Annotated in this window: 25 protein-coding genes and 1 pseudogene; 16 read left to right on the top strand and 10 right to left on the bottom strand. The window is 55.8% G+C overall.

The window, feature by feature from the left end; genetic code table 11:
• Positions 1-32: 32 nt before the first annotated feature.
• Complete coding sequence (locus PYW49_RS17770; RefSeq protein WP_047345836.1) at positions 33-218, top strand: YoaH family protein; 186 nt, start codon at positions 33-35, stop codon at positions 216-218.
• 5 nt (positions 219-223) lie between these two features.
• Here PYW49_RS17770 and PYW49_RS17765 read toward each other — a convergent pair whose 3' ends face one another.
• The gene (locus PYW49_RS17765) at positions 224-568 is read right to left on the bottom strand and encodes a RidA family protein (protein WP_134350647.1); all 345 of its coding nucleotides are present in this window, start codon (positions 566-568) and stop codon (positions 224-226) included.
• Between the two features lie 133 nt (positions 569-701).
• On the opposite strand from PYW49_RS17765, the gene PYW49_RS17760 reads away from it, so the two are divergent.
• The 5 genes from PYW49_RS17760 to rnd all read left to right on the top strand — a co-directional run bounded on the left by PYW49_RS17760 (position 702) and on the right by rnd (position 7,081).
• Positions 702-2,612, top strand: coding sequence for an ATP-dependent DNA helicase (locus PYW49_RS17760; RefSeq protein ID WP_320387106.1), 1,911 nt, complete (start codon positions 702-704; stop codon positions 2,610-2,612).
• 66 nt (positions 2,613-2,678) lie between these two features.
• Positions 2,679-3,374 (top strand): tRNA (adenosine(37)-N6)-threonylcarbamoyltransferase complex dimerization subunit type 1 TsaB, encoded by a 696-nt coding sequence (gene tsaB / locus PYW49_RS17755; RefSeq protein WP_134350645.1) that lies wholly within the window; start codon positions 2,679-2,681, stop codon positions 3,372-3,374.
• 37 nt (positions 3,375-3,411) lie between these two features.
• Positions 3,412-3,993: a Slp family lipoprotein gene (locus PYW49_RS17750; RefSeq protein WP_134350644.1), complete on the top strand. Its 582-nt coding sequence runs from the start codon at positions 3,412-3,414 to the stop codon at positions 3,991-3,993.
• Between the two features lie 203 nt (positions 3,994-4,196).
• Positions 4,197-5,882 carry a long-chain-fatty-acid--CoA ligase FadD gene (gene fadD, locus PYW49_RS17745; RefSeq protein WP_074164683.1) on the top strand — a complete coding sequence of 562 codons (1,686 nt, stop codon included), beginning with the start codon at positions 4,197-4,199 and terminating at the stop codon, positions 5,880-5,882.
• A 71-nt stretch (positions 5,883-5,953) separates the two neighbouring features.
• Complete coding sequence (rnd, locus tag PYW49_RS17740; RefSeq protein WP_134350643.1) at positions 5,954-7,081, top strand: ribonuclease D; 1,128 nt, start codon at positions 5,954-5,956, stop codon at positions 7,079-7,081.
• A 73-nt stretch (positions 7,082-7,154) separates the two neighbouring features.
• Here rnd and minE read toward each other — a convergent pair whose 3' ends face one another.
• The 3 genes from minE to minC are packed head-to-tail and all read right to left on the bottom strand — an operon-like array spanning position 7,155 to position 8,971.
• Complete coding sequence (gene minE / locus PYW49_RS17735; protein ID WP_008500504.1) at positions 7,155-7,424, bottom strand: cell division topological specificity factor MinE; 270 nt, start codon at positions 7,422-7,424, stop codon at positions 7,155-7,157.
• A gap of 3 nt (positions 7,425-7,427) precedes the next feature.
• A complete protein-coding gene (gene minD / locus PYW49_RS17730) occupies positions 7,428-8,240 on the bottom strand; it encodes a septum site-determining protein MinD (RefSeq protein WP_134350642.1) in 813 nt (270 codons plus the stop codon).
• A 23-nt stretch (positions 8,241-8,263) separates the two neighbouring features.
• Positions 8,264-8,971, bottom strand: a complete 708-nt coding sequence (minC, locus tag PYW49_RS17725) for a septum site-determining protein MinC (RefSeq protein WP_134350641.1) — start codon at positions 8,969-8,971, stop codon at positions 8,264-8,266.
• A gap of 123 nt (positions 8,972-9,094) precedes the next feature.
• On the opposite strand from minC, the gene PYW49_RS17720 reads away from it, so the two are divergent.
• From PYW49_RS17720 to PYW49_RS17710, 3 genes are all read left to right on the top strand, one after another.
• Positions 9,095-9,370 (top strand): YcgL domain-containing protein, encoded by a 276-nt coding sequence (locus PYW49_RS17720; RefSeq protein WP_134350640.1) that lies wholly within the window; start codon positions 9,095-9,097, stop codon positions 9,368-9,370.
• Positions 9,371-9,416: 46 nt separating this feature from the next.
• Positions 9,417-10,076 carry a fumarylacetoacetate hydrolase family protein gene (locus PYW49_RS17715; protein ID WP_032647730.1) on the top strand — a complete coding sequence of 220 codons (660 nt, stop codon included), beginning with the start codon at positions 9,417-9,419 and terminating at the stop codon, positions 10,074-10,076.
• A gap of 93 nt (positions 10,077-10,169) precedes the next feature.
• Positions 10,170-10,610: a YcgN family cysteine cluster protein gene (locus PYW49_RS17710; RefSeq protein WP_024909872.1), complete on the top strand. Its 441-nt coding sequence runs from the start codon at positions 10,170-10,172 to the stop codon at positions 10,608-10,610.
• Between the two features lie 115 nt (positions 10,611-10,725).
• Here the strand turns inward: PYW49_RS17710 and dsbB are convergent, their stop codons facing one another.
• Positions 10,726-11,256, bottom strand: a complete 531-nt coding sequence (dsbB, locus tag PYW49_RS17705; protein WP_063439323.1) for a disulfide bond formation protein DsbB — start codon at positions 11,254-11,256, stop codon at positions 10,726-10,728.
• Positions 11,257-11,399: 143 nt separating this feature from the next.
• Positions 11,400-12,938, bottom strand: coding sequence for a Na(+)/H(+) antiporter NhaB (gene nhaB / locus PYW49_RS17700; RefSeq protein ID WP_320387105.1), 1,539 nt, complete (start codon positions 12,936-12,938; stop codon positions 11,400-11,402).
• A 201-nt stretch (positions 12,939-13,139) separates the two neighbouring features.
• Here nhaB and fadR point away from each other — a divergent pair, with 201 nt between their 5' ends.
• Positions 13,140-13,859, top strand: a complete 720-nt coding sequence (gene fadR / locus PYW49_RS17695; RefSeq protein ID WP_320387104.1) for a fatty acid metabolism transcriptional regulator FadR — start codon at positions 13,140-13,142, stop codon at positions 13,857-13,859.
• Positions 13,860-13,972: 113 nt separating this feature from the next.
• Here fadR and PYW49_RS17690 read toward each other — a convergent pair whose 3' ends face one another.
• On the bottom strand, positions 13,973-15,505 hold the full coding sequence (locus PYW49_RS17690) for a SpoVR family protein (protein WP_134350636.1): 1,533 nt from the start codon (positions 15,503-15,505) through the stop codon (positions 13,973-13,975).
• A gap of 321 nt (positions 15,506-15,826) precedes the next feature.
• On the opposite strand from PYW49_RS17690, the gene PYW49_RS17685 reads away from it, so the two are divergent.
• The 3 genes and pseudogenes from PYW49_RS17685 to PYW49_RS23430 all read left to right on the top strand — a co-directional run.
• Positions 15,827-17,125 (top strand): D-amino acid dehydrogenase, encoded by a 1,299-nt coding sequence (locus tag PYW49_RS17685; RefSeq protein ID WP_320387103.1) that lies wholly within the window; start codon positions 15,827-15,829, stop codon positions 17,123-17,125.
• Between the two features lie 9 nt (positions 17,126-17,134).
• Entirely contained in the window at positions 17,135-18,205 is a 1,071-nt protein-coding gene (gene dadX, locus PYW49_RS17680; protein WP_320387102.1) for a catabolic alanine racemase DadX, read from the top strand.
• A pseudogene (locus PYW49_RS23430) lies at positions 18,166-18,366 on the top strand (hypothetical protein); the annotation flags it as partial. The gene dadX and the pseudogene PYW49_RS23430, both read left to right, overlap by 40 nt.
• On the opposite strand, the gene PYW49_RS17675 reads toward PYW49_RS23430, so the two are convergent.
• Positions 18,304-20,037, bottom strand: a complete 1,734-nt coding sequence (locus PYW49_RS17675) for a potassium/proton antiporter (RefSeq protein WP_134350633.1) — start codon at positions 20,035-20,037, stop codon at positions 18,304-18,306. The pseudogene PYW49_RS23430 and the gene PYW49_RS17675 overlap by 63 nt on opposite strands.
• A 97-nt stretch (positions 20,038-20,134) precedes the next feature.
• Positions 20,135-21,049, bottom strand: a complete 915-nt coding sequence (ldcA, locus tag PYW49_RS17670) for a muramoyltetrapeptide carboxypeptidase (RefSeq protein WP_320387101.1) — start codon at positions 21,047-21,049, stop codon at positions 20,135-20,137.
• A 108-nt stretch (positions 21,050-21,157) separates the two neighbouring features.
• On the opposite strand from ldcA, the gene emtA reads away from it, so the two are divergent.
• Positions 21,158-21,769: a membrane-bound lytic murein transglycosylase EmtA gene (emtA, locus tag PYW49_RS17665; protein WP_134350631.1), complete on the top strand. Its 612-nt coding sequence runs from the start codon at positions 21,158-21,160 to the stop codon at positions 21,767-21,769.
• Between the two features lie 38 nt (positions 21,770-21,807).
• On the opposite strand, the gene ycgR is transcribed toward emtA, so the two are convergent.
• Positions 21,808-22,539 (bottom strand): flagellar brake protein YcgR, encoded by a 732-nt coding sequence (gene ycgR, locus PYW49_RS17660; protein WP_134350630.1) that lies wholly within the window; start codon positions 22,537-22,539, stop codon positions 21,808-21,810.
• 208 nt (positions 22,540-22,747) lie between these two features.
• Between ycgR and PYW49_RS17655 the strand changes: the two genes are divergently transcribed.
• Positions 22,748-23,002: a GlsB/YeaQ/YmgE family stress response membrane protein gene (locus PYW49_RS17655; RefSeq protein ID WP_320387100.1), complete on the top strand. Its 255-nt coding sequence runs from the start codon at positions 22,748-22,750 to the stop codon at positions 23,000-23,002.
• 113 nt (positions 23,003-23,115) lie between these two features.
• Complete coding sequence (locus PYW49_RS17650) at positions 23,116-25,218, top strand: TonB-dependent siderophore receptor (RefSeq protein WP_320387099.1); 2,103 nt, start codon at positions 23,116-23,118, stop codon at positions 25,216-25,218.
• Positions 25,219-25,237 lie beyond the last annotated feature (19 nt).

The following is a 25,237-nucleotide window of genomic DNA, read 5'->3' as shown; positions in this document are numbered from 1 at the left end:
AATTAGCGCGAATAATTTAGCAGGAGTTGACGATGTTTGCAGGTTTACCTTCTCTCAGTCATGACCAACAGCAGAAAGCGGTTGAACGCATTCAGGAACTGATGACCCAGGGTATGAGCAGCGGAGAGGCGATTACCGTTGTCGCTCAGGAAATTCGCGCCAGTCATACCGGCGAGCGGATTGTGGCGCGATTCGAAGATGAAGATGAAGAAGAGTAACGGGCTTAAACTGCCGCGATAATCTTGATCTCAACCTTATACTCCGGTTTCATCAGCGTCGCCTGTACGGTGCAGCGTACAGGCGCGTGACCCGCCACGACCCATGCATCCCAGGCTTTATTCATTGCCGCGAAATCGTCTTTGTTTGCCAGGAAAATCGTCGCATCCAGAATGCGGGATTTGTCGCTACCTTGCTTAACAAGTACTGCATCAATTTGCGCCAGGGTGTTAGCCGTTTGCTCGAAGGCATCCGCGTCCAGGTTAGCCGGTACGCCGGTGTAGTAAAGCGTCTGGTTATGGATCACCACATCAGACCAGCGGGCTTCGGCATCAATGCGCACAATCGTCATAAACGTTTCCTCGTTATTTTTCGTCATCAGGCGGCAAGACTGCCATATTGTTCCGTTGTCGTCACTATTTGGGGTGGCACTGGAGAGGATGGGCTGACATAATCCCTGTGCAAAAATACAGTGAGAGAGCACCGTGGCAGACGATTTTTCCCCTGAAGGTCAATTAGCACAAGCTATCCCCGGCTTCAAACCGCGTGAACCTCAGCGGCAGATGGCCCACGCCGTTGCGCGTGCCATTGATAAGGCACAGCCGCTGGTGGTAGAGGCCGGAACCGGCACGGGGAAAACCTACGCGTATCTCGCTCCGGCGCTGCGCGCGAAAAAGAAGGTGATTATTTCCACCGGGTCGAAAGCGTTGCAGGATCAGCTCTACAGCCGCGATTTGCCCACGGTGGCAAAAGCGCTGAAATACAAAGGCCGTCTGGCCTTGCTGAAAGGGCGCTCCAACTATCTCTGCCTGGAACGTCTTGAGCAGCAGGCGCTGGCAGGCGGCGATTTGCCGGTACAAACCCTGAGCGACGTCATTATCCTTCGCGCCTGGGCGAACCAGACGGAAGAGGGTGATATCAGCACCTGCGCGAGCGTGCCGGAAGACTCACCTGCCTGGCCGCTGGTGACCAGCACCAACGACAACTGCCTTGGCAGCGACTGTCCGCTGTATAAAGACTGCTTTGTGGTGAAAGCGCGCAAAACGGCGATGGACGCCGATGTGGTCGTGGTAAACCACCATCTGTTCCTCGCGGATATGGTGGTCAAGGACAGCGGGTTTGGTGAGCTGATCCCTGAAGCGGACGTCATGATTTTCGATGAAGCCCACCAGCTCCCGGATATCGCCAGCCAGTATTTCGGCCAGTCGCTTTCCAGCCGCCAGCTGCAGGATCTGGCGAAAGACTTCACCATTGCTTACCGCACCGAATTGAAAGATACCCAGCAGCTGCAGAAGTGTGCTGACCGCCTGGCGCAGAGTGCGCAGGATTTCCGGTTACAGCTCGGCGAGCCGGGCTATCGCGGTAACCTGCGCGAGCTGCTGGCGGATAAAAATATCCAGCGCGCACTGCTGCTGCTCGATGATGCCCTGGAACTTTGCTACGACGTGGCGAAACTGTCGCTCGGCCGTTCCGCGCTGCTGGATGCCGCCTTCGAGCGTGCCACGCTCTATCGTGGCCGACTCAAGCGGCTAAAAGAGATTAACCAGCCGGGGTTCAGCTACTGGTATGAGTGCACCTCTCGTCATTTCACGCTGGCGCTCACGCCGCTGACGGTGGCGGATAAATTTAAAGAAGTGATGGCGCAAAAGCCGGGAAGCTGGATTTTCACGTCGGCAACCCTGTCGGTGAATGACAATCTTCACCACTTTACCGAACGTCTGGGCATTGAGCAGGCGGAGTCGCTGCTGCTGCCAAGCCCGTTCGATTACGAAAAACAGGCGCTGCTCTGTGTCCCGCGAAATCTTCCGCTGCCTAACCAGCCGGGTGCGGCGCGCCACCTGGCGGCGATGCTAAAACCGATGATCGAGGCCAACAACGGCCGCTGCTTTATGCTCTGCACCTCTCACGCCATGATGCGCGACCTTGCGGAGCAGTTCCGCGCCACTATGACCTTGCCGGTGCTGCTGCAGGGCGAAACCAGCAAAGGGCAACTGCTGCAGCAGTTCGTCACTGCCGGTAATGCCCTGCTGGTGGCAACCAGCAGCTTCTGGGAAGGGGTCGACGTGCGGGGAGACACCCTTTCGCTTGTGATCATCGATAAGCTGCCGTTTACCTCCCCGGACGACCCGCTGCTGAAGGCGCGGATGGAAGACTGTCGCCTGCGCGGCGGCGATCCGTTCGACGAGGTACAGCTGCCGGATGCGGTGATTACTCTCAAGCAAGGGGTAGGGCGTTTGATCCGCGACGTTACCGATCGCGGTGTGCTGGTCATTTGCGATAACCGACTGGTCATGCGCCCTTACGGCGCAATCTTCCTGGCAAGCCTGCCGCCCGCGCCGCGGACGCGGGACATAAAACGCGCGGTGCGTTTCCTGGCAAACCCAACGGCGGAGTAATTTACCCCGGAGTGTGCTAAGATGCGCGCCATTTTGTGACTGACCCTTGCGAGAGCGCGACGACCCATGCGAATTCTGGCTATTGATACCGCAACAGAGGCTTGCTCTGTTGCCCTGTTGAACAACGACGCTGTTTCTGCTCATTTCGAAGAGTGCCCCCGGGAACACACCCAGCGCATTCTGCCCCTGGTAAAAGAGATCTTAACCCAGGGCAATACCTCCTTAACCGACCTCGACGCGCTGGCCTTTGGCCGCGGCCCCGGCAGCTTTACGGGCGTACGCATCGGGATTGGCATTGCCCAGGGGCTGGCGCTGGGCGCCGAACTGCCGATGATTGGCGTCTCTACGCTCGCCACTATGGCGCAGGGCGCATGGCGCATGACCGGGGCAACGCGCGTCCTGGCCGCGATTGATGCCCGTATGGGCGAAGTCTACTGGGCGGAATACACCCGCGACGCGCAGGGCGTGTGGCACGGTGAAGAGACGGAAGCCGTACTTAAGCCGGAAGCGGTTACTGAGCGGCTGAAACAGCTGTCCGGTGAGTGGGCGACCGTCGGCACCGGCTGGCCGGCGTGGCCAGATATGGCGAACGACACCGGGTTAATGCTGGTGGACGGCAACATGCTTCTGCCTGCCGCTGAGGATATGCTTCCCATTGCCTGCCAGCTGCTTGCAGCAGGGAAAACCGTTGCCGTTGAACACGCGGAGCCGGTTTATTTACGAAACACCGTTGCGTGGAAGAAACTTCCGGGCCGCGAGTGAATCTCAGTAACAGGAACTGAGAAAAAGGAGTCGCATCATGGCGGTTCAGACTAAAGCAGTACGCCTTATTATGGCAGGCGCGGTGGCCATAGCATTGAGCGGATGCGTTTCCGTTCCTGATGCGATCAAGGGCAGCAGCCCGACGCCCCAGCAGGATCTGGTTCGGGTGATGAATGCGCCTGAGCTGTACGTCGGCCAGGAAGCGCGCTTCGGCGGCAAGGTGATCGACGTGCAGAACCAGCAGGGGAAAACCCGTCTGGAGATCGCGACCGTTCCGCTGGACAGCGGCGCGCGGCCCGTACTGGGCGAGGCCTCCCGCGGACGTATCTATGCGGACGTCAGTGGTTTCCTCGACCCGGTCGATTTTCGCGGACAGCTGGTAACCGTTGTCGGGCCGATAACCGGTGCCGTGCAGGGCAAAATCGGCAACACGCCGTATAAATTTATGACCATGCAGGTCAACGGGTATAAACGCTGGCGGCTGGCGCAGCAGGTGATCATGCCGCCTCAGCCGATCGATCCGTGGATGTGGGGTCCACATCCTTATCGTTACGGCTACCCGGGCTGGGGCTGGTATAACCCGGGACCTGCACAGGTACAGACGATCGTTACTGAGTAACTTACTGTTATTGTTAGAAAAGAGACAGCGGCTCAGCCGCTGTCTCTGTTTTTTTACGGATAAAACGAAAAAAAAGAGTGACGCGCTTCGCAACCTTAAATCTGAACAATTAATAAACTGGTACGCTGAGTTAATATAATGTTAACAAACTGTTTATTATCGGGGTTGTGATGACGACGAACACTCATTTCAGAGGTGATGCATTGAAGAAGGTTTGGCTTAACCGTTATCCCGCAGATGTTCCTGCTGAGATCAATCCTGACCGTTATCAATCCCTGGTGGAATTATTTGAGCACTCGGTAAGGCGCTACGCGGACCAGCCCGCATTTGTGAATATGGGCGAGGTGATGACGTTCCGTAAGCTTGAGGAGCGTAGCCGGGCGTTTGCGGCCTATCTGCAGGAAGGGCTGGGGCTGCAAAAAGGGGACCGCGTCGCGCTGATGATGCCGAACCTGCTGCAATACCCGGTGGCGCTGTTCGGTATCCTGCGTGCCGGGATGATTGTCGTCAACGTCAACCCGCTGTATACCCCGCGCGAGCTGGAGCACCAGCTGAACGACAGCGGCGCGGCCGCGATAGTGATTGTGTCCAACTTCGCCCATACGCTGGAAAAAGTGGTCGACAAAACCCAGGTTAAACACGTCATCCTGACGCGCATGGGGGATCAACTCTCCACTGCCAAAGGCACGCTGGTTAACTTTGTCGTCAAATACGTCAAGCGTCTGGTGCCCAAATACCACCTGCCGGATGCTATCTCCTTCCGCCGTGCGCTGCACGCGGGCTATCGTATGCAGTATGTCAAGCCGGAAGTGGTTTGCGAAGACCTGGCCTTCCTGCAATACACCGGTGGCACAACCGGCGTGGCAAAAGGCGCGATGCTGACCCACCGCAACATGCTGGCGAACCTGGAACAGGTTAATGCGACCTACGGGCCGCTGCTGCATCCGGGTAAAGAGCTGGTGATCACCGCGCTGCCGCTGTATCACATTTTCGCGCTGACCATGAACTGCCTGCTGTTTATTGAGCTGGGCGGTCAAAACGTACTGATTACCAACCCGCGCGATATTCCGGGGCTGGTGAAAGAGCTGGCGAAATATCCGTTCACCGCCATGACCGGGGTGAATACCCTGTTTAACGCGCTGCTTAATAACAAAGAGTTCCAGCAGCTGGATTTCTCCACGCTACATCTCTCTGCGGGCGGCGGCATGCCGGTTCAGCAGGCGGTGGCCGAGCGCTGGGTAAAACTCACCGGCCAGTATTTGCTGGAGGGTTATGGCCTGACGGAATGTGCTCCGCTGGTCAGCGTTAACCCGCATGATATCGACTATCACAGTGGAAGCATTGGTCTGCCGGTCCCTTCCACAGAGGCCAAACTGGTCGACGATAACGATAACGAAGTCGCGCCGGGCGAGCCGGGCGAGCTGTGCGTCAAAGGCCCTCAGGTGATGCTGGGCTACTGGCAGCGCCCCGATGCGACCGACGAAATCATCAAAGACGGCTGGCTGCACACCGGTGATATCGCGGTAATGGATGACGAGGGCTTCCTGCGTATCGTCGATCGTAAGAAAGACATGATCCTGGTCTCCGGCTTCAACGTCTATCCGAATGAGATCGAAGACGTGGTTATGCAGCACAGCGGCGTGCTCGAAGTGGCGGCCGTAGGCGTTCCTTCCGGCAGCAGCGGTGAAGCGGTCAAGATATTTGTGGTCAAGAAAGACGCTTCTCTGACAGAGGAGGAGTTGATAACGTTCTGTCGTCGTCAGCTGACGGGCTACAAGGTGCCGAAACTGGTTGAATTCCGCGATGAGCTGCCGAAATCCAACGTCGGAAAGATATTACGACGAGAATTACGTGACGAAGCCCGTGGCAAAGTAGACAATAAGGCCTGAGCTTCACGCTAATCGCCCAGACGCCGGTTAAGCCGGCGTTTTTTATGGGCGCAAACAAAAGAGAACCCGTTTTGAATTACCAGATGATCACGACCAATGACGAGCTGGCTTCGCTGTGCGAAGTGACGCGCGACTTTCCTGCCATTGCCCTGGATACCGAATTTGTCCGTACCCGGACGTACTATCCGCAGCTGGGTTTGATTCAGATGTATGACGGTAAACACGTGTCGCTGATTGACCCTCTCGGTATTACCGACTGGGCGCCGATGCGCGATCTGCTGCTTGATACCGCCGTGACGAAATATCTGCACGCAGGCAGTGAAGATCTGGAAGTCTTTCTGAACACTTTTGGCATCATGCCCCAGCCGCTGATTGATACGCAGATCCTCGCGGCATTCAGCAATCGTCCACTCTCATGGGGCTTTGCTGCCATGGTTGAGGAGTATACGGGCCTGACGCTGGATAAAAGTGAATCCCGTACCGACTGGCTGGCGCGTCCGCTTACCGAGCGTCAGCTGGAATATGCGGCGGCAGATGTGTTTTACCTGCTGCCAATTGCCGGACAGCTGATGAAAGAAGCTGAAGCCTCTGGACGGCTCTCTGCGGCGCTGGACGAGTGTCGTATGACCCAGCAGCGTCGCCAGGAAGTGGTTGACCCGAAAGAGGCCTGGCGCGATATCAGTAATGCCTGGCAGTTGCGTACGCGTCAGCTGGCGTGCCTGCAGCTGTTAGCGGACTGGCGTCTGCGTAAAGCACGCGAGCGCGATCTGGCCGTTAACTTTGTAGTCCGCGAAGAGCATCTTTGGGCAGTCGCGCGCTATATGCCGGGCAGCCTGGGCGAGCTGGACAGCATTGGGCTTTCGGGCAGTGAGATTCGCTTCCACGGCAAAACCCTGCTGGCGCTGGTCGCAAAAGCGCAGGAACTGCCGGAAGATGCGCTGCCGGAACCGCTGCTGAACCTGATGGATATGCCGGGCTATCGCAAAGCGTTTAAGGATATCAAAGCGCTGGTGCAGGAAGTTGCAACGGAAAGCAAACTGAGCGCTGAGCTGCTCGCATCACGTCGACAGATTAATCAGCTGTTGAACTGGCACTGGAAGCTGAAGCTGCAGAATGGCGTACCGGAGATGATGGCAGGATGGCGAGGGGAATTGATGGCCGATCGCCTGAATACGCTACTGGAAGGTTATCCGCGCTAAAAAATATGCCGGGCTTATACCCGGCATATTTCCCCGGCGGCGCTGCGCTCACCGGGGCTACGAAATCACAACCCTACGGACGCGACTCTTCCGCTTCCGGGAGCGTAACGTTCAGCTCCAGAATCGAAATATCCCCGTCTTTTTGTTCCAGCTGTACGGTGACCATCTCCGGGTCAATCTGCACATACTTACAGATCACTTCCAGGATGTCCTTGCGCAGCTGCGGCAGGTAGTGAGGCTCGGCGTCGCTACGACGACGCTCCGCAACGATAATTTGCAGACGTTCTTTTGCGATGTTGGCGGTGTTCTTTTTCCGCGAGAGAAAAAAGTCCAGTAATGCCATAACTTATCCTCCGAACAGGCGTTTGAGGAAACCTTTCTTCTCTTCTTCAATGAAGCGGAAAGGACGTTCTTCTCCCAGCAGACGGTCAACAGTATCAGCATACGCTTTACCTGCATCTGCCTCTATATCAAGGATCACTGGCTCGCCCTGGTTAGAGGCGCGTAACACGGACTGATCTTCCGGGATGACGCCCACCAGTTTGATGCGCAGGATCTCCAGCACGTCTTCCATGCTCAGCATGTCACCCTTGTTCACGCGGCCCGGATTGTAGCGGGTGAGCAACAGGTGTTCTTTAATCGGGTCTTCGCCATTTTCCGCACGACGGGATTTAGAGGCGAGGATACCCAGAATGCGGTCTGAGTCACGCACGGATGAAACTTCAGGGTTGGTAGTGATGATTGCTTCATCAGCGAAGTAGAGCGCCATCAGGGCACCGGTTTCGATGCCGGCAGGGGAGTCGCAGACAATGAAGTCGAACTCCATTTTTTTCAGCTCCTCGAGCACCTTTTCCACCCCTTCACGGGTCAGGGCGTCTTTGTCACGCGTCTGAGAAGCCGGGAGAATGTAGAGGTTCTCGGTGCGCTTGTCTTTAATCATCGCCTGGTTCAGCGTGGCATCGCCCTGAATGACGTTCACGAAGTCATACACGACACGACGCTCACATCCCATGATGAGGTCGAGGTTACGCAGACCGATATCGAAATCGATAACGATGGTTTTCTTTCCCTTCTGGGCCAAACCAGTAGCGATGGCCGCGCTGGAGGTGGTCTTGCCAACGCCTCCTTTACCCGAAGTAACAACAATAATGCGTGCCATAGAAATTCCTTGTTAAAAAGGGATCAATTCAACGGTTGAACGGTCAACGCGTCGTCTGCCAGAAGCAGGCGAGCCGCTTTGCCATAAAATTCGGCTGGGATCTTGTCGCTCAGCCAATATTCACCTGCGATGGACACCAGTTCCGCCGTCAGGTGAGTACAAAATATTTGCGCATCTCGATCGCCACTTGCGCCTGCGAGCGCACGTCCACGCATCATACCGTATACGTGAATATTGCCATCTGCAATCAGCTCAGCGCCAGCACTGACGTGGCTTGTAACAATCAGATCACAGTTTGGTGCATAAATGCGCTGACCGGAACGAACCGGTACATCAATCATTCGCGTTTTTGTGACGGTAGTAACGTTTTGCACCGCAGGAGGAGGCGTTTGCACGGCAACAGGTGCCGAACGTGGGGCTTTTTCTTTACCCTCGCTTAGAAGGGGCAGCCCCGCACGGTCAATTTCCGCTTTCAGCTCAGTATCTTTGCAGCCGCTGATGCCGACAATACGCAGTCCGGTCGAGGAGACGGCTTTCTGGAGAAGTTTCCAGTTAACCGGAGCCTCAAGACCGCTGACGTTGATAACAACAGGGGCGTGCTTCAGAAAGGCGGGAGCCTGGGCGATTTTGTCTTCTAACGCCTGACGAATAACCTCGGGTTTTGCATCATGCAAATGTACCACTGATAAGGTGAAGCTACTGCCTTTAAGCTCGATGGGCGTGTTTGACATCCTGGCCTTACTCAATTTGCTATTAACCGCAACCATTCGCTGCGATATTCCGAAGAGTATCAGGCATGTTATAGTCAGGAGTATATTGAGGCAAGCAACCACCCATTAATTCAGAGTAAAAACATGTTTTGTGTGATCTACAGAAGTACAAGCCGTGACCAGACCTATCTTTATGTCGAAAAGAAAGACGATTTTTCACGCGTGCCTGAAGAATTAATGAAGAGCTTTGGCCGACCACAGCTGGCGATGCTGCTGCCGCTCGATGGTCGTAAGAAACTGGTCAATGCCGATCTGGATAAAGTGAAAAAGGCATTAGCCGAGCAAGGCTATTATTTACAACTTCCACCGCCGCCTGAGAATTTATTAAAACAGCATCTTGAGGCGAACGGTAAAAAATAGTCTCAACTGTTTTGGGCATAACACATCAACCGTTTAGGGGTCGACCATGTATCAACATCATAACTGGCAAGGTGCATTACTGGATTATCCCGTCAGCAAAGTGGTTTGCGTGGGCAGCAACTATGCAAAACATATTCAGGAGATGGGCAGTGCGACGCCAGAAGAACCAGTCCTGTTCATTAAGCCAGAAACGGCGCTTTGCGATATCCGCCAGCCGCTGGCGCTGCCGCAGGGGCTGGGTTCGGTGCATCACGAGGTTGAACTCGCCGTGCTGATCGGTGCGACGCTGAGGCAGGCCTCTGAAGAGCATGTTCAGAAAGCGATTGCCGGATACGGCGTGGCGCTGGATCTGACCCTACGTGATGTTCAGGGCAAAATGAAGAAAGCAGGGCAGCCCTGGGAAAAAGCCAAAGGGTTTGATAATTCCTGTCCGATATCGGCGTTTGTGCCGGTGAGCGAATTTACCGGCGATCCGCAGGACACGCCGCTCAGCCTGAAGGTTAATGGCGAGATCCGCCAGCAGGGCACCACGGCAGACATGATCCATAAGATTGTCCCGCTGATTGCCTATATGAGCCGCTTCTTTACCCTGAAACCGGGTGATGTGATCCTGACCGGAACACCTGAAGGCGTTGGTCCGCTACTCAGCGGCGATGAACTGGAGGTCGGTTTTAACGGCCTGTCGCTGAAAACCCGCGTGCTGTAACCCCATCTTGCCGCCTGATGAGGGCGGCAAAACTTGCAACAACGTGCCAGACTCGTTATAAGGTGCGCTTTCTTTTGACGTGTGGACATCCTGATGAACGACATCCCTTTCTGGCAAAGCAAGACTCTCGACGACATGACTGACGCGGAATGGGAATCATTGTGCGACGGCTGCGGGCAGTGCTGCCTGCACAAGCTGATGGATGAAGATACGGACGAGATCTACTTCACCAACGTTGCCTGCAAGCAGTTAAACATCAAAACCTGCCAGTGCCGCAACTATGAGCGTCGGTTTGAATTTGAGCCGGACTGCATCAAGCTCACCCGGGATAATCTGCCAACGTTTGAGTGGCTGCCGCATACCTGCGCGTATCGCCTGCTGGCGGAAGGGAAAGGTCTGCCTGACTGGCACCCGCTGCTGACCGGCTCTAAAGCGGCGATGCACGGCGAGCGTATCTCCGTGCGCCACATTGCGGTGAAAGAGTCCGAGGTGCGTGACTGGGAAGACCACATCATGAACCACCCGACCCGTTGAGATTAAAAAACCCGCCGAGGCGGGTTTTTTATTGTGCGCTGTTGTGTCGGGTGGCGCTGCGCTTACCCGACCTACAAAACCGTAGGCCCGCGCAAGCGAAGCGCCGCCGGGCAAGTTAGCGCCCGAACAAATCGCGTTTCTTCGGTTTGAACGGCTGAGCGATCAGCACCAGCAGCGCCACGACGAAGTAGGCGGCAAAAATACCCACCAGCCACTGCGGCATCTCCAGCGTCAGGAATTCCCACTGACGAACGGAGCAGTCACCGGAGGCGACAAACACCTGCGGCAGCCATTTGTCCAGCGGCAGCCAGCTCGGGAAGCGGGCGGCAAAATCACAGGTCATAAACGGTGACGGATGCAGCTGCATCATGGTGTGCTGCCAGGAGAGTTCAATCCCTTTCCAGGCGCTGTAGATCCAGATGGCAATGCCGACATAGCGAAGCGGCGATTTTGGGGCAATCGCGCCGACCAGGCCTGCACCCATAATGCCGAACAGTGCGCAGCGTTCGTAAATACAGAGCACGCAAGGCTTGAGTCCCATTACGTGCTGGAACCACAGCGCGACCATTTCCAGCGCAAAGGCGGTCAGGGCCATTAGCAACCACGCTCCGCGACCGCGGGAGCACTGGTTTAAAAATCTCAACATAATCATTTCCCTGGAACATGCTTAGAAAGCGCAGTGTAAACGAATTCGTTTTTCGCGCCACCTGTACCTGGCGAAATAAAACGTAATTGGATGTTTATCGTGCGAAAAGGCAAACGGGCAGCGAACTGCCCGAGATGCATTGTTTACTGCGCCGCAAGTATACCCGCTTGTATCAACCATTGCGTACAGGGAATGAGGGTAATTTTGACGCAAAGCAATCCCACTATCGTGAGCACCAGCGTATAGGGCAGCGCCATCCATACCATCCTGCCATACGAAAGACGTATGAGCGGCGCGAGGGCCGAGGTCAGCAGGAACAGGAAGGCGGCCTGTCCATTGGGTGTCGCCACCGACGGCAGGTTGGTGCCGGTATTGATCGCCACGGCCAGTAGCTCAAACTGACCGGCGCTGATGACGCCTTGCTCCATCGCGGCTTTGGCCTCGTTGATGTAGACCGTCCCGACAAAGACGTTATCTGAGATTGACGAAAGCAGACCGTTGAACAGGTAAAACAGCGTCAGCTGAGCATCCGGCGCGGCCTGTAAGACAAAGGCAATAATCGGCGCGAACAGATGCTGGTCGATAATCACTGCCACGACCGCAAAGAACACCGCCAGCAGGGCGGTAAACGGCAGGGCTTCGGTAAAGGCTTTGCCGATGGCGTGTTCATCCGTCACGCCGGTAAAGGTGGTGGCGAGAATAATGACCGACAGGCCAATCAGCCCCACTTCGGCAAGATGGAGCGCCAGCGCCGCGATAAGCCAGACGCCGATAATCCCCTGAGCAATCAGACGCAGCGTCTCCTGGCGCGTCCGCTGGCTTCGGCTCTGTAAATCGAATTTATGCAGTTCCTGACGTACCGGCTCCGGAAGTTGCGCCCCATAGCCAAAGAGACGAAACTTCTCCACCAGCAGACAGGTCGCCAGACCGCAGAAAAGCACCGGTACGCTCACCGGCGCCATCCTCAGGAAGAACTCACCGAAGTGCCAGCCCGCCGCTTTGGCAATGATCAGGTTTTGCGGCTCGCCCACCATCGTCATCACACCGCCCAGCGCGGTACCGACGCCGGCATGCATCATCAGGCTGCGCAGGAAGGCGCGAAACTGTTCCAGCACGTCACGGTTATGCGCTTCGACGTGGCTGTCATCCTGCAGGTCCTCTCCCGGGCGAGAGGAGGCGACACGGTGATAAATACCGTAAAACCCAACCGCTACACTTATCACCACCGCGACAACCGTCAGCGCATCCAGGAAGGCCGACAGGAAAGCGGCCGCAAGGCAAAACGCCAGCGAGAGGAACATTTTCGATGGAATGCTGAGCAGCAGACGCGTGAAGATAAACAGCAACAGCTGTTTCATAAAGTAGATGCCCGCCACCATAAATATCAGCAGCAGAAGCACTTCAAGATTAGACGCCAGCTCGGCTTTGACATGTTCGGCGCTGGTCATACCGATGACGACGGCTTCAAAAGCCAGTAACCCGCCCGGCAACAGGGGATAACATTTCAGCGCCATGGCCAGGGTAAAGATAAACTCCGCGACCAGCAGCCACCCGGCAATGAACGGACTCACGCTAAAGAGGAGAGGGTTAACGACCAGGAATACCAGAAGTATAAGTTTGTACCAGTCCGGAGACTGGCCTAAAAAGTTGCGCCACAGCGCGCGCCCAAAAGAAATTTCCACGACAGACGTCCTTCCCCGTCAAGTAAGACAAAACAACAGTATACGCAAAAATCGCGGCCTGGAGGCGGATAAGGCGGGATTGTAAATTTCACAAAAATGAAACGGCGATCCCTCTTTTCTCGCTTTGCCGCGCTACCTGCCACTGCGCGCCTCTGGTATGATGAGTCCAATTTGCTAAAGCTGTGTAATGGAAATCTCACTATGGTCATTAAGGCGCAGAGCCCGGCGGGTTTCGCGGAAGAGTACATCATTGAAAGCATTTGGAATAATCGTTTCCCTGCAGGGTCCATTCTTCCGGCTGAACGCGAACTCTCTGAACTGATTGGCGTCACTCGCACCACGCTGCGTGAAGTCCTCCAGCGACTGGCGCGTGATGGGTGGTTGACGATTCAGCACGGCAAGCCAACGAAAGTGAATAACTTCTGGGAAACGTCCGGACTGAACATTCTTGAAACGCTGGCGCGTCTCGATCATGAAAGCGTGCCGCAGCTCATTGATAACCTGCTCTCCGTTCGCACCAACATCGCGACGATCTTTATTCGTACCGCTTTCCGTCAGCATCCGGAAGATGCCCTTGCGGTGCTGGCTACCGCGAACGAGGTGGAAGATCACGCCGATGCGTTTGCCACCCTCGATTACAACGTGTTTCGCGGCCTGGCGTTTGCCTCCGGTAACCCGGTGTACGGTCTTATCCTCAACGGCATGAAAGGGCTTTATACCCGCATCGGCCGCCACTATTTTGCCAATCCGGAAGCGCGTAGCCTGGCGCTGGGCTTTTACCATAAGCTGAGCAAGCTCTGCACTGAAGGCCTGCACGATCAGGTTTATGAAACGGTGCGTCGCTACGGTCACGATTCCGGTGAAATCTGGCACCGTATGCAGAAAACGCTGCCGGGTGATTTAGCGATTCATAGTCGCTAAAGAATAAAACCTCTCAATCGAGAGGTTTTTTTTCGTCGGGTGGCGGCTACGCCTTACCCGACCTACAGGACCCGTAGGCCGGGTAAGGCGTAGCCGCCACCCGGCAAAAAACACTACAGCGTATTCAACCGCGCCGGGCAGCGTTCCAGCAGCTCTACGCTCCCGTCTTCATTCTGCTGCTCCAGCTGTACGTCAAAGCCCCACAGGCGATGCACATGTTTCAGCACCTCTTTACGTCCTTTATCCAGCGGCGCGCGGTTGTGGGGGATATAGCGCAGCGTCAGGGAGCGGTCACCGCGCAAATCCACGTTCCACACCTGAATATTGGGTTCAAGGTTGCTCAGGTTGTACTGGGAAGAGAGGCGAGAGCGAATCTCACGGTATCCCTCTTCGTTGTGGATCGCTGAAATCTCCAGGAAGTTGTTGCGGTCATCGTCCAGCACGGTGAAGAAGCGGAAATCACGCATGATCTTCGGCGACATAAACTGGCTGATAAAGCTCTCATCCTTAAAGTCACGCATCGCAAAATGTAGCGTTTCCAGCCAGTCAGAGCCGGCGATATCCGGGAACCAGTACTTATCTTCTTCCGTCGGCGACTGGCAGATACGCTTGATGTCCTGGAACATGGCAAAGCCAAGCGCATACGGGTTAATCCCGCTGTACCACGGGCTGTTATAGGGCGGCTGGAACACCACGTTGGTATGGCTGTGAAGGAATTCCATCATGAACCGCTCGGTAACTTTCCCCTCGTCGTACAGATGGTTGAGAATGGTGTAGTGCCAGAATGTCGCCCAGCCTTCGTTCATCACCTGCGTCTGCTTTTGCGGGTAGAAATACTGGCTTACCTTGCGCACGATGCGCAGGATCTCACGCTGCCATGACTCCAGCAGCGGGGCATTCTTCTCCATAAAATAGAGCAGGTTTTCCTGCGGCTCGGACGGATAACGACGCGCTTCGGTGACCGCTTTCTCTTCCTCACGCTTAGGCAGGGTACGCCACAGCATGTTCACCTGGCTTTGCAGATACTCTTCGCGGCTTTTCTGCCGGGCTTTCTCCTCCTGCAGGGAGATTTTCTGCGGGCGTTTATAGCGGTCAACGCCGTAGTTCATCAGCGCGTGACAGGAATCGAGCAGTTTTTCCACTTCGTCCACGCCATAGCGCTCTTCGCAGTCGGTAATGTATTTACGGGCGAATATGAGGTAATCGACGATAGAGCTGGCATCCGTCCAGCTGCGGAACAGGTAGTTATTCTTGAAAAATGAGTTATGCCCGTAGCAGGCGTGCGCCATCACCAACGCCTGCATGGTAATGGTGTTCTCTTCCATTAAATAGGCGATACACGGGTTGGAGTTAATGACAATCTCATACGCCAGCCCCTGCTGACCGTGCTTATACAACCGCTCCGTTTCAATAAATTTTTTGCCAAACGACCAGTGCGGATAGTTAATCGGCATCCCGACGCTGGAGTAGGCGTCCATCATCTGTTCAGACGTAATGACTTCAATCTGATGGGGGTAGGTGTCCAGACGATAGAGTTTTGCGACCCGGTCGATTTCGGCGAGGTAGACATCCAGCAGCTCGAAGGTCCAGTCGGGTCCATCGCTCAGACGTGTGTTGTCCTTGTTCAGGGAATCAATAGTAGCCATTAGCGCGCCCTCGTTGTGGGTGCTCTCTCTGTCTGGAGAGCCTCCTTTCAAGCATAGATCAACGTGTTAAAAAGCGTGCTGGGGCAGAAATTTTTTCTTTGCGATTTCGCGTTTTTGATACGGCAAAAAAACGGTGCCTCGCAGTACATTATGCTGGTTAAAAATAACGCGCAGCAGGAGATCCCAAATTAGCACTATCCCCTGATGCTGGGGGATGTGTGAGGCAAGTCACCATAAAAAAGTCGTATGTTGAATAATATTTTCAACTAGGTTATCAATCTGTAATTAGAAGATTGTTCTTTTGCACATAATGGAGTGGCTATGCGTGTTGTCATACTGGGAAGTGGTGTCGTTGGCGTAACCAGCGCCTGGTATTTAAGTCAGGCGGGACATGACGTAACCGTTATCGATCGTGAGCCAGGCCCTGCGCTGGAAACCAGCGCGGCGAACGCCGGGCAAATCTCTCCGGGCTATGCGGCGCCGTGGGCTGCACCGGGTGTTCCGCTGAAAGCGATTAAATGGATGTTCCAGCGCCACGCGCCGCTGGCCATCAGCCTCGATGGCACGCAGTTCCAGCTGAAGTGGATGTGGCAGATGCTGCGCAACTGCGACACCCGCCACTATATGGAGAACAAAGGGCGCATGGTGCGCCTGGCGGAATACAGCCGCGACTGTCTGAAAGCGCTGCGCGCCTCGACCGGAATTGAGTACGAAGGCCGTCAGGGCGGGACGCTGCAGCTGTTCCGCACTGAGCAACAGTACGAAAATGCGACCCGCGATATCGCCGTGCTGGAAGATGCAGGCGTGCCGTATCAACTGCTGGAAGCCAGCCAGTTGGGTCAGGTTGAACCGGCTCTGGCGGAAGTGGCACATAAGCTGACGGGTGGGCTGCGCCTGCCTAATGACGAAACCGGCGACTGCCAGCTCTTTACTCAACGTCTGGCGCAAATGTGCGAGCAGGCGGGGGTAAAATTCCGCTTCAATACCTCAGTCGACAAGCTGCTGTCGGAAGGGGAAAAAATTTACGGCGTGAAGTGTGGGGAAGAGGTGATCAAAGCGGATGCCTACGTCATGGCGTTTGGTTCGTACTCCACCGCGATGCTGAAAGGCATTCTCGATATTCCGGTCTACCCGCTGAAGGGCTACTCGCTGACCATTCCGGTGAAAGAGGAGAGCGGTGCGCCCGTGTCGACCATTCTGGATGAAACTTACAAAATCGCCATTACCCGCTTCGATAACCGCATCCGCGTAGGCGGCATGGCGGAGATTGTCGGCTTTAACACCGAGCTGCTTCAGCCGCGGCGTGAAACGCTGGAGATGGTGGTGGGCGATCTCTTCCCACGCGGTGGTTTTGTTGAACAGGCGACGTTCTGGACCGGTCTGCGTCCTATGACGCCAGACGGCACACCGATTGTGGGCCGCACGCCGTATAAAAACCTGTGGACCAATACCGGTCACGGTACGCTTGGCTGGACGATGGCCTGCGGGTCCGGCCAGCTGCTGAGCGACCTGATTTCCGGGCGTACGCCGGCAATTCCGTTTGACGATTTAAGTGCAGCACGCTATCAATCGGGGTTTATGCCTTCGCGTCCACAGCACCTGCACGGCGCGCATAACTGAGGAGTTGTCATGTCCCGTCCTGTTCTGGCCCAGCTGAACCTGCAGGCCCTGAAGGATAACCTGCAAATTGTTCGCCGGGTAGCACCTGGTGCTCGCGTGTGGTCGGTGGTGAAAGCGAATGCCTACGGCCACGGCATTGACCGTATCTGGAGCGCGCTGAGCGCGACCGATGGTTTTGCGTTACTGAATCTGGAAGAGGCCATTCTGCTGCGCGAGCGCGGCTGGAAAGGGCCCATACTGTTGCTGGAGGGGTTCTTCCACGCCGCCGATCTGCCGCTGCTGGATAAGTACCGGCTGACCACCAGCGTTCACAGCAACTGGCAGATTAAGGCGATTCAGGATGCGAAGCTCCAGGCTCCGCTGGATATTTATCTCAAGGTGAACAGCGGCATGAACCGCCTGGGCTTCCAGCCTGAGCGGGTGCATACGGTCTGGCAACAGCTACGAGCCCTGAAGAACGTGGGTGAAATGACGCTGATGGCGCACTTTGCCGACGCGGAAAAAACCGACGGTATTGCCGATGCCATGGTGCGTATTGAGCAGGCGGCAGAAGGACTGGATTGTCCACGCTCGCTGTCAAACTCGGCGGCCACGCTGTGGCATCCCGAGGCGCACTATAACTGGGTGCGTCCGGGGATCGTTCTGTACGGTGCATCGCCCTCAGGCCAGTGGCAGGATATCGCCAACAGCGGCCTGAAGCCGGTGATGACCCTGCGCAGCGAAATCATTGGCGTGCAAACCCTGAAGGCCGGTGACACGGTGGGCTACGGCAGCCGCTACCGGGCAACGGGCGAGCAGCGCATTGGTATCGTGGCGGGCGGTTATGCCGACGGCTACCCGCGCATCGCGCCGACCGGTACGCCAGTGTGGGTGGATGGCGTCCGCACGGGGACGGTGGGGACGATATCCATGGATATGCTGGCCGTTGACCTGACGCCATGCCCGCAGGCGGGCATTGGCTCACCTGTTGAACTGTGGGGTAACGAAATCAAAATTGATGACGTGGCCGCCGCGGCGGGAACGGTGGGGTACGAATTGATGTGCGCGCTGGCACCGAGAGTGCCAGTTGTGACGGTGTAACGAGTGTTTGTGTCGGGTGGCGGCCTCGCCTTACCCGACCTACAAAACCCTCGAACGTAGGCCGGGTAAGCGTCAGCGCCACCCGGCAAAAAAAACCGCTACTCCGCGTCCTCTTCCATTGGTCGGACGCCGACTTTTCTGACTGCGTTATCTTCTTTCTCCGCCACCGTCCAGATCATCCCTGCGAACTCCACCTGGTCACCGACGACGGGGGCAGCCCCCAGCAGTTGCTGAATGATTTCCCCTAACGTTTGCTGCTTATCGCGGTACTCCAGCCCTTCATCCAGACCGTAAATCAATGCCACATCGGCAAATTTGGCGCTGGCTTCCAGAATAAAATCGCCGAAGAAACGCTGGTCCAGCGCCACCGGAGGCGACTGGCTGAACAGCTTGCCCAGCGCGGGCAGGTCGCGCTCGCGACCAATCACGCACAGAATATCCCCTTCGCGCAGGCGGGTGCTGCCTGTAGGGTGCAGCAGGACATTGTCGCGGAACAGGGCGGCAATGCGCGTTTCAGCCGGCATGTGCAAATCGCGCAGCGAGGCCCCCACGCACCATTTGTCGGCGCTGAGCTGATAGACAAACTGTTCCCACGGGTTCTCCGGATGAATGTCGAGCCCCACCCGGGAAACCGGCCAGCCCACGGGGGGCACCACCACTTTGGCTTTTTTCGCCGCCCACCCGAGCGACGTCCCCTGGAACAGCAGCGAGATCAGCACCACGAAGAACGCCACGTTAAAGAACAGCCGTGCGTTATCCAGACCGGCCATCATCGGAAAGACCGCAAGGATAATCGGCACCGCGCCGCGCAGGCCCACCCAGCTGATAAAGACGCGCTCGCGCAGGTTGAAGCCGCGAAACGGCAGCAGGCCTGCAAATACCGACAGCGGACGAGCGAAGAAGATCATCCATGCAGACAGCAGCAGCGCCGGAATGGCGATCGGCAGCAGGTCTGATGGCGTAACCAGAAGCCCCAGCACCAGGAACATGCCGATCTGTGCCAGCCAGGCCAGGCCGTCAAAGTTCTGCAAGATTGCATGGCGGTTGCGAATAGGGCGGTTGCCCATCAGGAACCCGCAGAGATAGACGGCGAGAATGCCGCTACCGTCCAGCGCAGTGGTCACGGCAAAAATAAGAATACCGCCGCTCAGCGCCAGCAATGGGTAAAGCCCCAACGGCAGCGATATGCGGTTGATTGTCTGCTGTAACAGGTAGCCCCCCGCCAGGCCGATGAGTATCCCCAGGCCGAACTGCTGCAGGATATGCCAGGCAAACATCCAGCTCAGCCCGTTTTCATGCTGCTGAATCATCTCGATAAGCGTAATGGTGAGAAACACCGCCATCGGATCGTTACTGCCGGATTCAATTTCAAGCGTGGAGCCAACGCGTTCGTTAAGCCCTTTCCCGCCGAGCAGGGAAAACACGGCTGCCGCATCGGTTGAACCCACGATAGCGCCAATCAGCAAACCTTCCATGATATTAAGATGGAAGAGCCACGCGGCCATCATTCCGGTGAGGCCAGAGGTAATCAACACGCCGACGGTTGCCAGCGACAGCGCGGGTCCTAAGGCAACGCGAAAGGAGCTCGCCTGGGTGCGCATCCCGCCGTCAAGCAGGATCACGGCCAGCGCGAGGTTACTTACCATGTAAGCGAAAGGGTAGTTGTCGAAGGGGATACCGCCGATGCCATCAATGCCAGCCAGCATGCCGATGGCAAGAAAAATAACAAGAATAGGTATGCCGAGACGCGATGAAAATGAACTTAATAAAATACTGCTGGTTACAAGGACCGAACCCAGAATGAAAAGGCTGATTATCGCTGCGGCATCCAATGTTCTCTTACTCCCACCTCAATGTTAACGCTGTTACTAAAACCCTAACATATTAACGACGGCAACAGCGTTTTATTAAGCGGGTATAACGGCTTTTTTATGCCTTTATGACAGGATGGCCGCTGATGGTTAGCCGGCTGCCTGAATCGTTATGAATCAGGGAGGCGTGCGCCCCCAGCGCCAGGGTCACGGTTTGCTGCTCATGACCAAAATCCAGGCCGGTGATGACCGGAATATCCAGCCGCGAGCGAACGAAGTCGACCATGGTCTCAAGGGAGTAACCCGCGTCATAGTCATTCGGCGCAGAGCCGCTAAAGCTGCCCAGCACAATCGCGGACTGGCGTTCAAGAATACCGGCATGATAAAGCTGCAATAGCATGCGCTCGACGCGGAACGGATGTTCGTTAATATCTTCCAGCACCAGAATGCCGTCCTCAATGTGCGGCATCCACGGCGTTCCAATGAGCGAGACCAGCATTGCCAGGTTGCCGCCCCAGAGCTGGCCTTCACATTCCCAGTGAGGTCCATTTCCCTGCCACTCAACGCTGTAGGTTGGATTGCGCAGCGCGCGCCAGAAATGTTCCACGGTAAACGTATCCAGCTCCGGTGCACCAAAGTTGCCGGCCAGCATCGGGCCGCTGAAGGTGATCACGTTATGCAGCGCCAGCAGTCCCAACTGGATGACGGTGAAATCGCTGTGGCCGCAAATCAGCAGCGGATCCTGCTGCTGGCGCTGTGCCAGTCCCTGCCAGTCAATGCTCTCCAGCAGCCGACTCGCGCCATACCCGCCGCGCACCGCCAGAACTATCTGGTTTTCACCCTTCAGGTTCACCAGGCTGTTGATATCATTCAGCCGCTGCGCTTCAGTGCCGGCAAAGCGCTGCTGACGGCGGGGGATAATCGTCTGATTTTCTACCTGATGGCCGGATTCCAGCAAACGCTGAACGCCCCGCTGCGCCGCGTCCTGGTTAATGCAATAGCCCGACGGCGCGATGAGATGAAACTGAGACATGGCAATTCCTTGCTGAATGAGAAACTAATTGTCTATATCATGCCGCTTATACGCTGCCTGCTTCAAGGGGGCGGCGCACTGCGATGACCGGCTATAAGGATAGATGACGTGAAATTGAGATGGTTTGCTTTTTTGATTGTGTTGCTCGCTGGCTGTAGTTCAAAGCATGATTATCAAAATCCGCCCTGGAACCCTGAAGTGCCGGTGAAGCGGGCCATGCAGTGGATGCCGATCAGTGAACAAGCCGGGAAGGCCTGGGGCGTCAGTCCGCGTCTGATCACGGCGATTATTGCGGTCGAGTCCGGCGGTAATCCTACGCTTGTCAGCAAGTCCAACGCGGTGGGGCTGATGCAGCTTAAAGCGTCCACGGCAGGAAGAGAAGTTTACCGCTATATGGGCTGGAGCGGTCAGCCGTCGACCAGCGAGCTGAAGAACCCGGAACGCAACATTTCAATGGGTACAGCCTATCTGAGCATTATGGAACATGGCGTGCTGAAGGGGATTCAGGATCCGGAGGTGATGCAATACGCGCTGGTAGTGTCTTACGTTAACGGTGCCGGCGCGTTGCTCAGAACCTTCTCCTCTGACCGCAAAGAGGCGATAGAAGAGATTAACGGCATGGACAAAGACGAGTTCTTTGAACATGTGGCGAAAAATCACCCGGCACCACAGGCGCCTCGTTATATCTGGAAAGTACAGAAAGCGATGGATGCCATGTAATGCCGCAGACGGGCGGCGGTCACGCTGCCCTCTTTTTTTCAGAGAACTTTATTTGCACGTTCCCGCGCTTCCCGCTCAAGCGAATAGATAATACGCTGAAGTTCACGCTCTGCACCGGGTCCGACGTTCAGGAAACGGAAACTCAGACGCGGCGTGGTGATGGTTTCATTTTTGCTGTCCACGACGGTGCGATCGCTGATGGCAATCAGCTGTGCATCGAAATAAAAGCGACCCCAGCCCCCCATATCCAGCTCGATTTGCGTAAACCGCATGCCTTCTACCAGTCCGTCAGGTTTCGGCGTATCCATCAGCGCGCCCATACCGCCCAGCGACAGATCGAAGAGACGGAAGCGGATCTCTTTTTTGTCCGGCATTTTGGCCTTGCAAAAATAGGCGGGGTGAAGCGGGGCGCTGATGCGGAAATATTCACGACGCTGGACAAACCAGAGATTGGTGGGAAGCGGGGTAGCAAAAGCAGGGAGTCCCTGGTATTCGCTCAGTTCCAGCCGCGACAGGACAAACTCCACTTTGGCGCCCTGCGTTTCGGCCATCACCGCGATATTCTCCGCTCTCAGCGCAGCGCGGTTTTCATACTCCTGACTGCCTAAATCAATCACCAGCCGCTCCTGCGATACGTCAAGGATCTTGCTGATGAACTGATTATTCGACCAGCTGATGCGCAGCGGCACTTCACCTTTTTGCAGGTCGCGTAATACCCCTAATACAGCCAGCGGATTTTGCTTGAGGAACTGCTCACTGTAATGACTCACGCCGGATGGCTCCTTGATAGATGACAGACTGTCTTAGCGTTATCGGCAATCTGCAATGAAACTTAATACAAACCGGTGAGTTTTTTTTGCCTGTTTACGCAAAGATAAGTCGGTGAGAAGAAAATGATTTTCCGGCGATGACCTATACTTAAGTTAGCTGCGCAGAAGGTTTTCTGCACATGCGTTAAACCTGCAAGAGGGCATCGCTATGGGTATCATCGCCTGGATTATCTTTGGTCTTATTGCTGGCGCTGTCGCTAAATTGATCATGCCGGGAAACGATGGCGGCGGCTTTATTTTGACCTGTGTACTCGGGGTCGTTGGTGCGGTTGTAGGCGGCTGGCTGGCGACGATGTTTGGCTTTGGAGGCAACATAAGTGGTTTTGACCTGCACAGTTTCCTGGTCGCTGTCGTGGGTGCCATTGTTGTGTTGGGCATATTCAGGTTACTGCGACGAGCATAAAATGACATAAACGGCTCTCTGCGGAGGGCCGTTTTTTTTGCCTGAATATTGATTTGTTAATCGAAATGATAATAATTGTCGTTCCGTATTGCATCCAACAACAAGACGACATTATGAATACCTCCCGTTTTACGCTATGCGCCCTGGCAGGCGCCATTACGCTGGCATTGCAGGTCCAGGCCTTCGCCGAAGAATCAACCATCGTCGTCACGGGCTCAGAGCAGGGCAGCGCGCTGCCGGCCTGGACAAACAGCGCCACGAAATCCGCCGTGGCCGAAAGTAAAACGCCGCAGATCATCACGACCGTCTCTGCGCCGGAAATTGAAAAACGTCATGCAAGTTCCGTGAATGAAATCCTGCGCTATGCCCCGGGCGTCTCTACGGAGGTGCGGGGAAATACCTCCTACATGAGCGAATATAAAATTCGTGGCTTTACCGTCGACCAGGAGTTCTACAACGGGCTGCAGCTGCCCTATAACGTTACCGGCAATACCAAAGCCCGCATCGACCCGCTGTTGATTGACAGCGTGGATATCCTGAAAGGCCCTTCATCGGTTCTTTACGGCGGCGGCTCGCCGGGCGGGCTGGTAAATATTCAGAGTAAAAAGCCGCAGCGGGAAGCCCGAACCGAGATCGGCGTAAATACCGGGACCCGAAACCTGAAAGAGGGCTATCTCGACTCAACCGGGCAGATTGCCGACAGCGACTGGAACTACCGTCTGCTGGGCAAAGCCACGGAAAATGACGATCAGCCGCACACCACCCGGTATGAAAACTACCTGGTTGCCCCGTCTGTCACCTGGCAACCCGACAGCAAAACTCGCCTCACCCTGGATGCGCTGGCGCAAAATACCCCAAGCCTGACGCCGTCGAACCCGCTGCCGCTCGCCTACCTGCGCTCGAAATACGCGGGTAAGCGCGATTACGCCGGAGATGAGTGGAACGGATTTAAGCAGCGACAGTGGATGCTGGGCTACAGCTTTGAACACGAGTTTGACAGCGGCTGGGGCTTTAACCAGAAGGCGCGCTATTTCGATGTCGATACCCATCAGCGCAGCGTCTACGCAACCGGCGCGGGGAGCGAGGTCTATCAGCTTAACCGCTTTGCCTACACCACCGATGAAGATCTGAAGAGCTTCAACATTGACAACCAGGTGACTAAAACCATTGCGCTGGGCGAGTGGAAACACCATCTGCTGGCCGGGTTTGACTACCAGAAGCTGAACTCCCACTTCCACTACCGTTACGCGAAGGCCACGCCGGGCATTGATATGCGCAATCCTGACTATTCGCAGATCAATGAAGGCGCTCTGGGGCTTTATACCGCCCAGAAAAACCGTCTGAGCTATCAGCAGAACGGCTATTACCTGCAGGATCAGGTTGAATTTGGCGGCTTAAATCTGCTGGGTAGCCTGCGCTACGATGATTACCGCTCCGTCACCACCAATTATCTGCAAAACGGTGATAAGGCCTGGGTATCACAGGACCGCGTCACCAAACGTCTGGGCGCGCTGTACGCCTTCGAGAACGGGATTTCACCGTTTATCAGCTATTCCGAAGGTTTTGCGCCGGTGTCGCCGCAGGGAACGCTCGTGGCAAAAGACGTCAAACCCACCACCAGCAAGCAGGTGGAAGGCGGGGTAAAATATCTGCTGGTGGATTACGCCACCACCTTTACCGCCTCGGTGTTTAACATCCGTCAGAAGAATGTCGTCACCTCCGATCCGGGCTTCCTGAACTATCGTCAGACCGGGGAAGTGGAATCTAAAGGGGCAGAACTGTCTGCCATCAGCCGTCCGACGGACAACCTGACGCTGATTGCCAACTATGCTTACACCCACGCGATCAATACGGAAGATGACAAGTACAAAGGAAAACGTCCGACGCAGGTGCCGGAGAACGCCTTCAACCTCTGGGGGGATTACACCTTCGAGAACACGCCGCTGAAAGGGCTGATGCTGGGCGCAGGCGCACGCTACACCGGGCCAATGGAAATCTCTCCGGCTAACGATGCGGGTAAGCTGGGCGGCACTACGCAGTACGATCTGTCGGCATCCTACCGGATGGGCGAAATACTGCCTTCGCTGGCAGGGCTAACGCTTAAAGCCAGCGCGCAGAACATCACCAACAAAGAGACGCTGACCTGTTACGACGCGACAAACTGCTGGATTGGGCGTGACAGAACGTATCAGCTAGGGGCGAGTTACAGCTTCTGAGCAAAGCCCTGTGAGTTCA

The sequence above is a fragment of the Enterobacter chinensis genome (assembly GCF_034008295.1).
In the GTDB taxonomy this organism is placed as follows: domain Bacteria; phylum Pseudomonadota; class Gammaproteobacteria; order Enterobacterales; family Enterobacteriaceae; genus Enterobacter; species Enterobacter chinensis.
This window is presented reverse-complemented; position numbering and strand designations above follow the sequence as displayed.

Coding starts and splice junctions, on each gene's coding strand:
- dadX (WP_320387102.1), top strand. CDS start 17,135: ATGTCCCGTCCTGTTCTGGCCCAGCTGAACCTGCAGGCCCTGAAGGAT.
- minE (WP_008500504.1), bottom strand. CDS start 7,424: ATGGCATTACTGGACTTTTTTCTCTCGCGGAAAAAGAACACCGCCAAC.
- tsaB (WP_134350645.1), top strand. CDS start 2,679: ATGCGAATTCTGGCTATTGATACCGCAACAGAGGCTTGCTCTGTTGCC.
- PYW49_RS17765 (WP_134350647.1), bottom strand. CDS start 568: ATGACGATTGTGCGCATTGATGCCGAAGCCCGCTGGTCTGATGTGGTG.
- ldcA (WP_320387101.1), bottom strand. CDS start 21,049: ATGTCTCAGTTTCATCTCATCGCGCCGTCGGGCTATTGCATTAACCAG.
- fadR (WP_320387104.1), top strand. CDS start 13,140: ATGGTCATTAAGGCGCAGAGCCCGGCGGGTTTCGCGGAAGAGTACATC.
- PYW49_RS17715 (WP_032647730.1), top strand. CDS start 9,417: ATGTATCAACATCATAACTGGCAAGGTGCATTACTGGATTATCCCGTC.
- PYW49_RS17720 (WP_134350640.1), top strand. CDS start 9,095: ATGTTTTGTGTGATCTACAGAAGTACAAGCCGTGACCAGACCTATCTT.
- minD (WP_134350642.1), bottom strand. CDS start 8,240: ATGGCACGCATTATTGTTGTTACTTCGGGTAAAGGAGGCGTTGGCAAG.
- dsbB (WP_063439323.1), bottom strand. CDS start 11,256: ATGTTGAGATTTTTAAACCAGTGCTCCCGCGGTCGCGGAGCGTGGTTG.
- PYW49_RS17685 (WP_320387103.1), top strand. CDS start 15,827: ATGCGTGTTGTCATACTGGGAAGTGGTGTCGTTGGCGTAACCAGCGCC.
- PYW49_RS17750 (WP_134350644.1), top strand. CDS start 3,412: ATGGCGGTTCAGACTAAAGCAGTACGCCTTATTATGGCAGGCGCGGTG.
- PYW49_RS17710 (WP_024909872.1), top strand. CDS start 10,170: ATGAACGACATCCCTTTCTGGCAAAGCAAGACTCTCGACGACATGACT.
- minC (WP_134350641.1), bottom strand. CDS start 8,971: ATGTCAAACACGCCCATCGAGCTTAAAGGCAGTAGCTTCACCTTATCA.
- PYW49_RS17650 (WP_320387099.1), top strand. CDS start 23,116: ATGAATACCTCCCGTTTTACGCTATGCGCCCTGGCAGGCGCCATTACG.
- PYW49_RS17770 (WP_047345836.1), top strand. CDS start 33: ATGTTTGCAGGTTTACCTTCTCTCAGTCATGACCAACAGCAGAAAGCG.
- PYW49_RS17655 (WP_320387100.1), top strand. CDS start 22,748: ATGGGTATCATCGCCTGGATTATCTTTGGTCTTATTGCTGGCGCTGTC.
- PYW49_RS17690 (WP_134350636.1), bottom strand. CDS start 15,505: ATGGCTACTATTGATTCCCTGAACAAGGACAACACACGTCTGAGCGAT.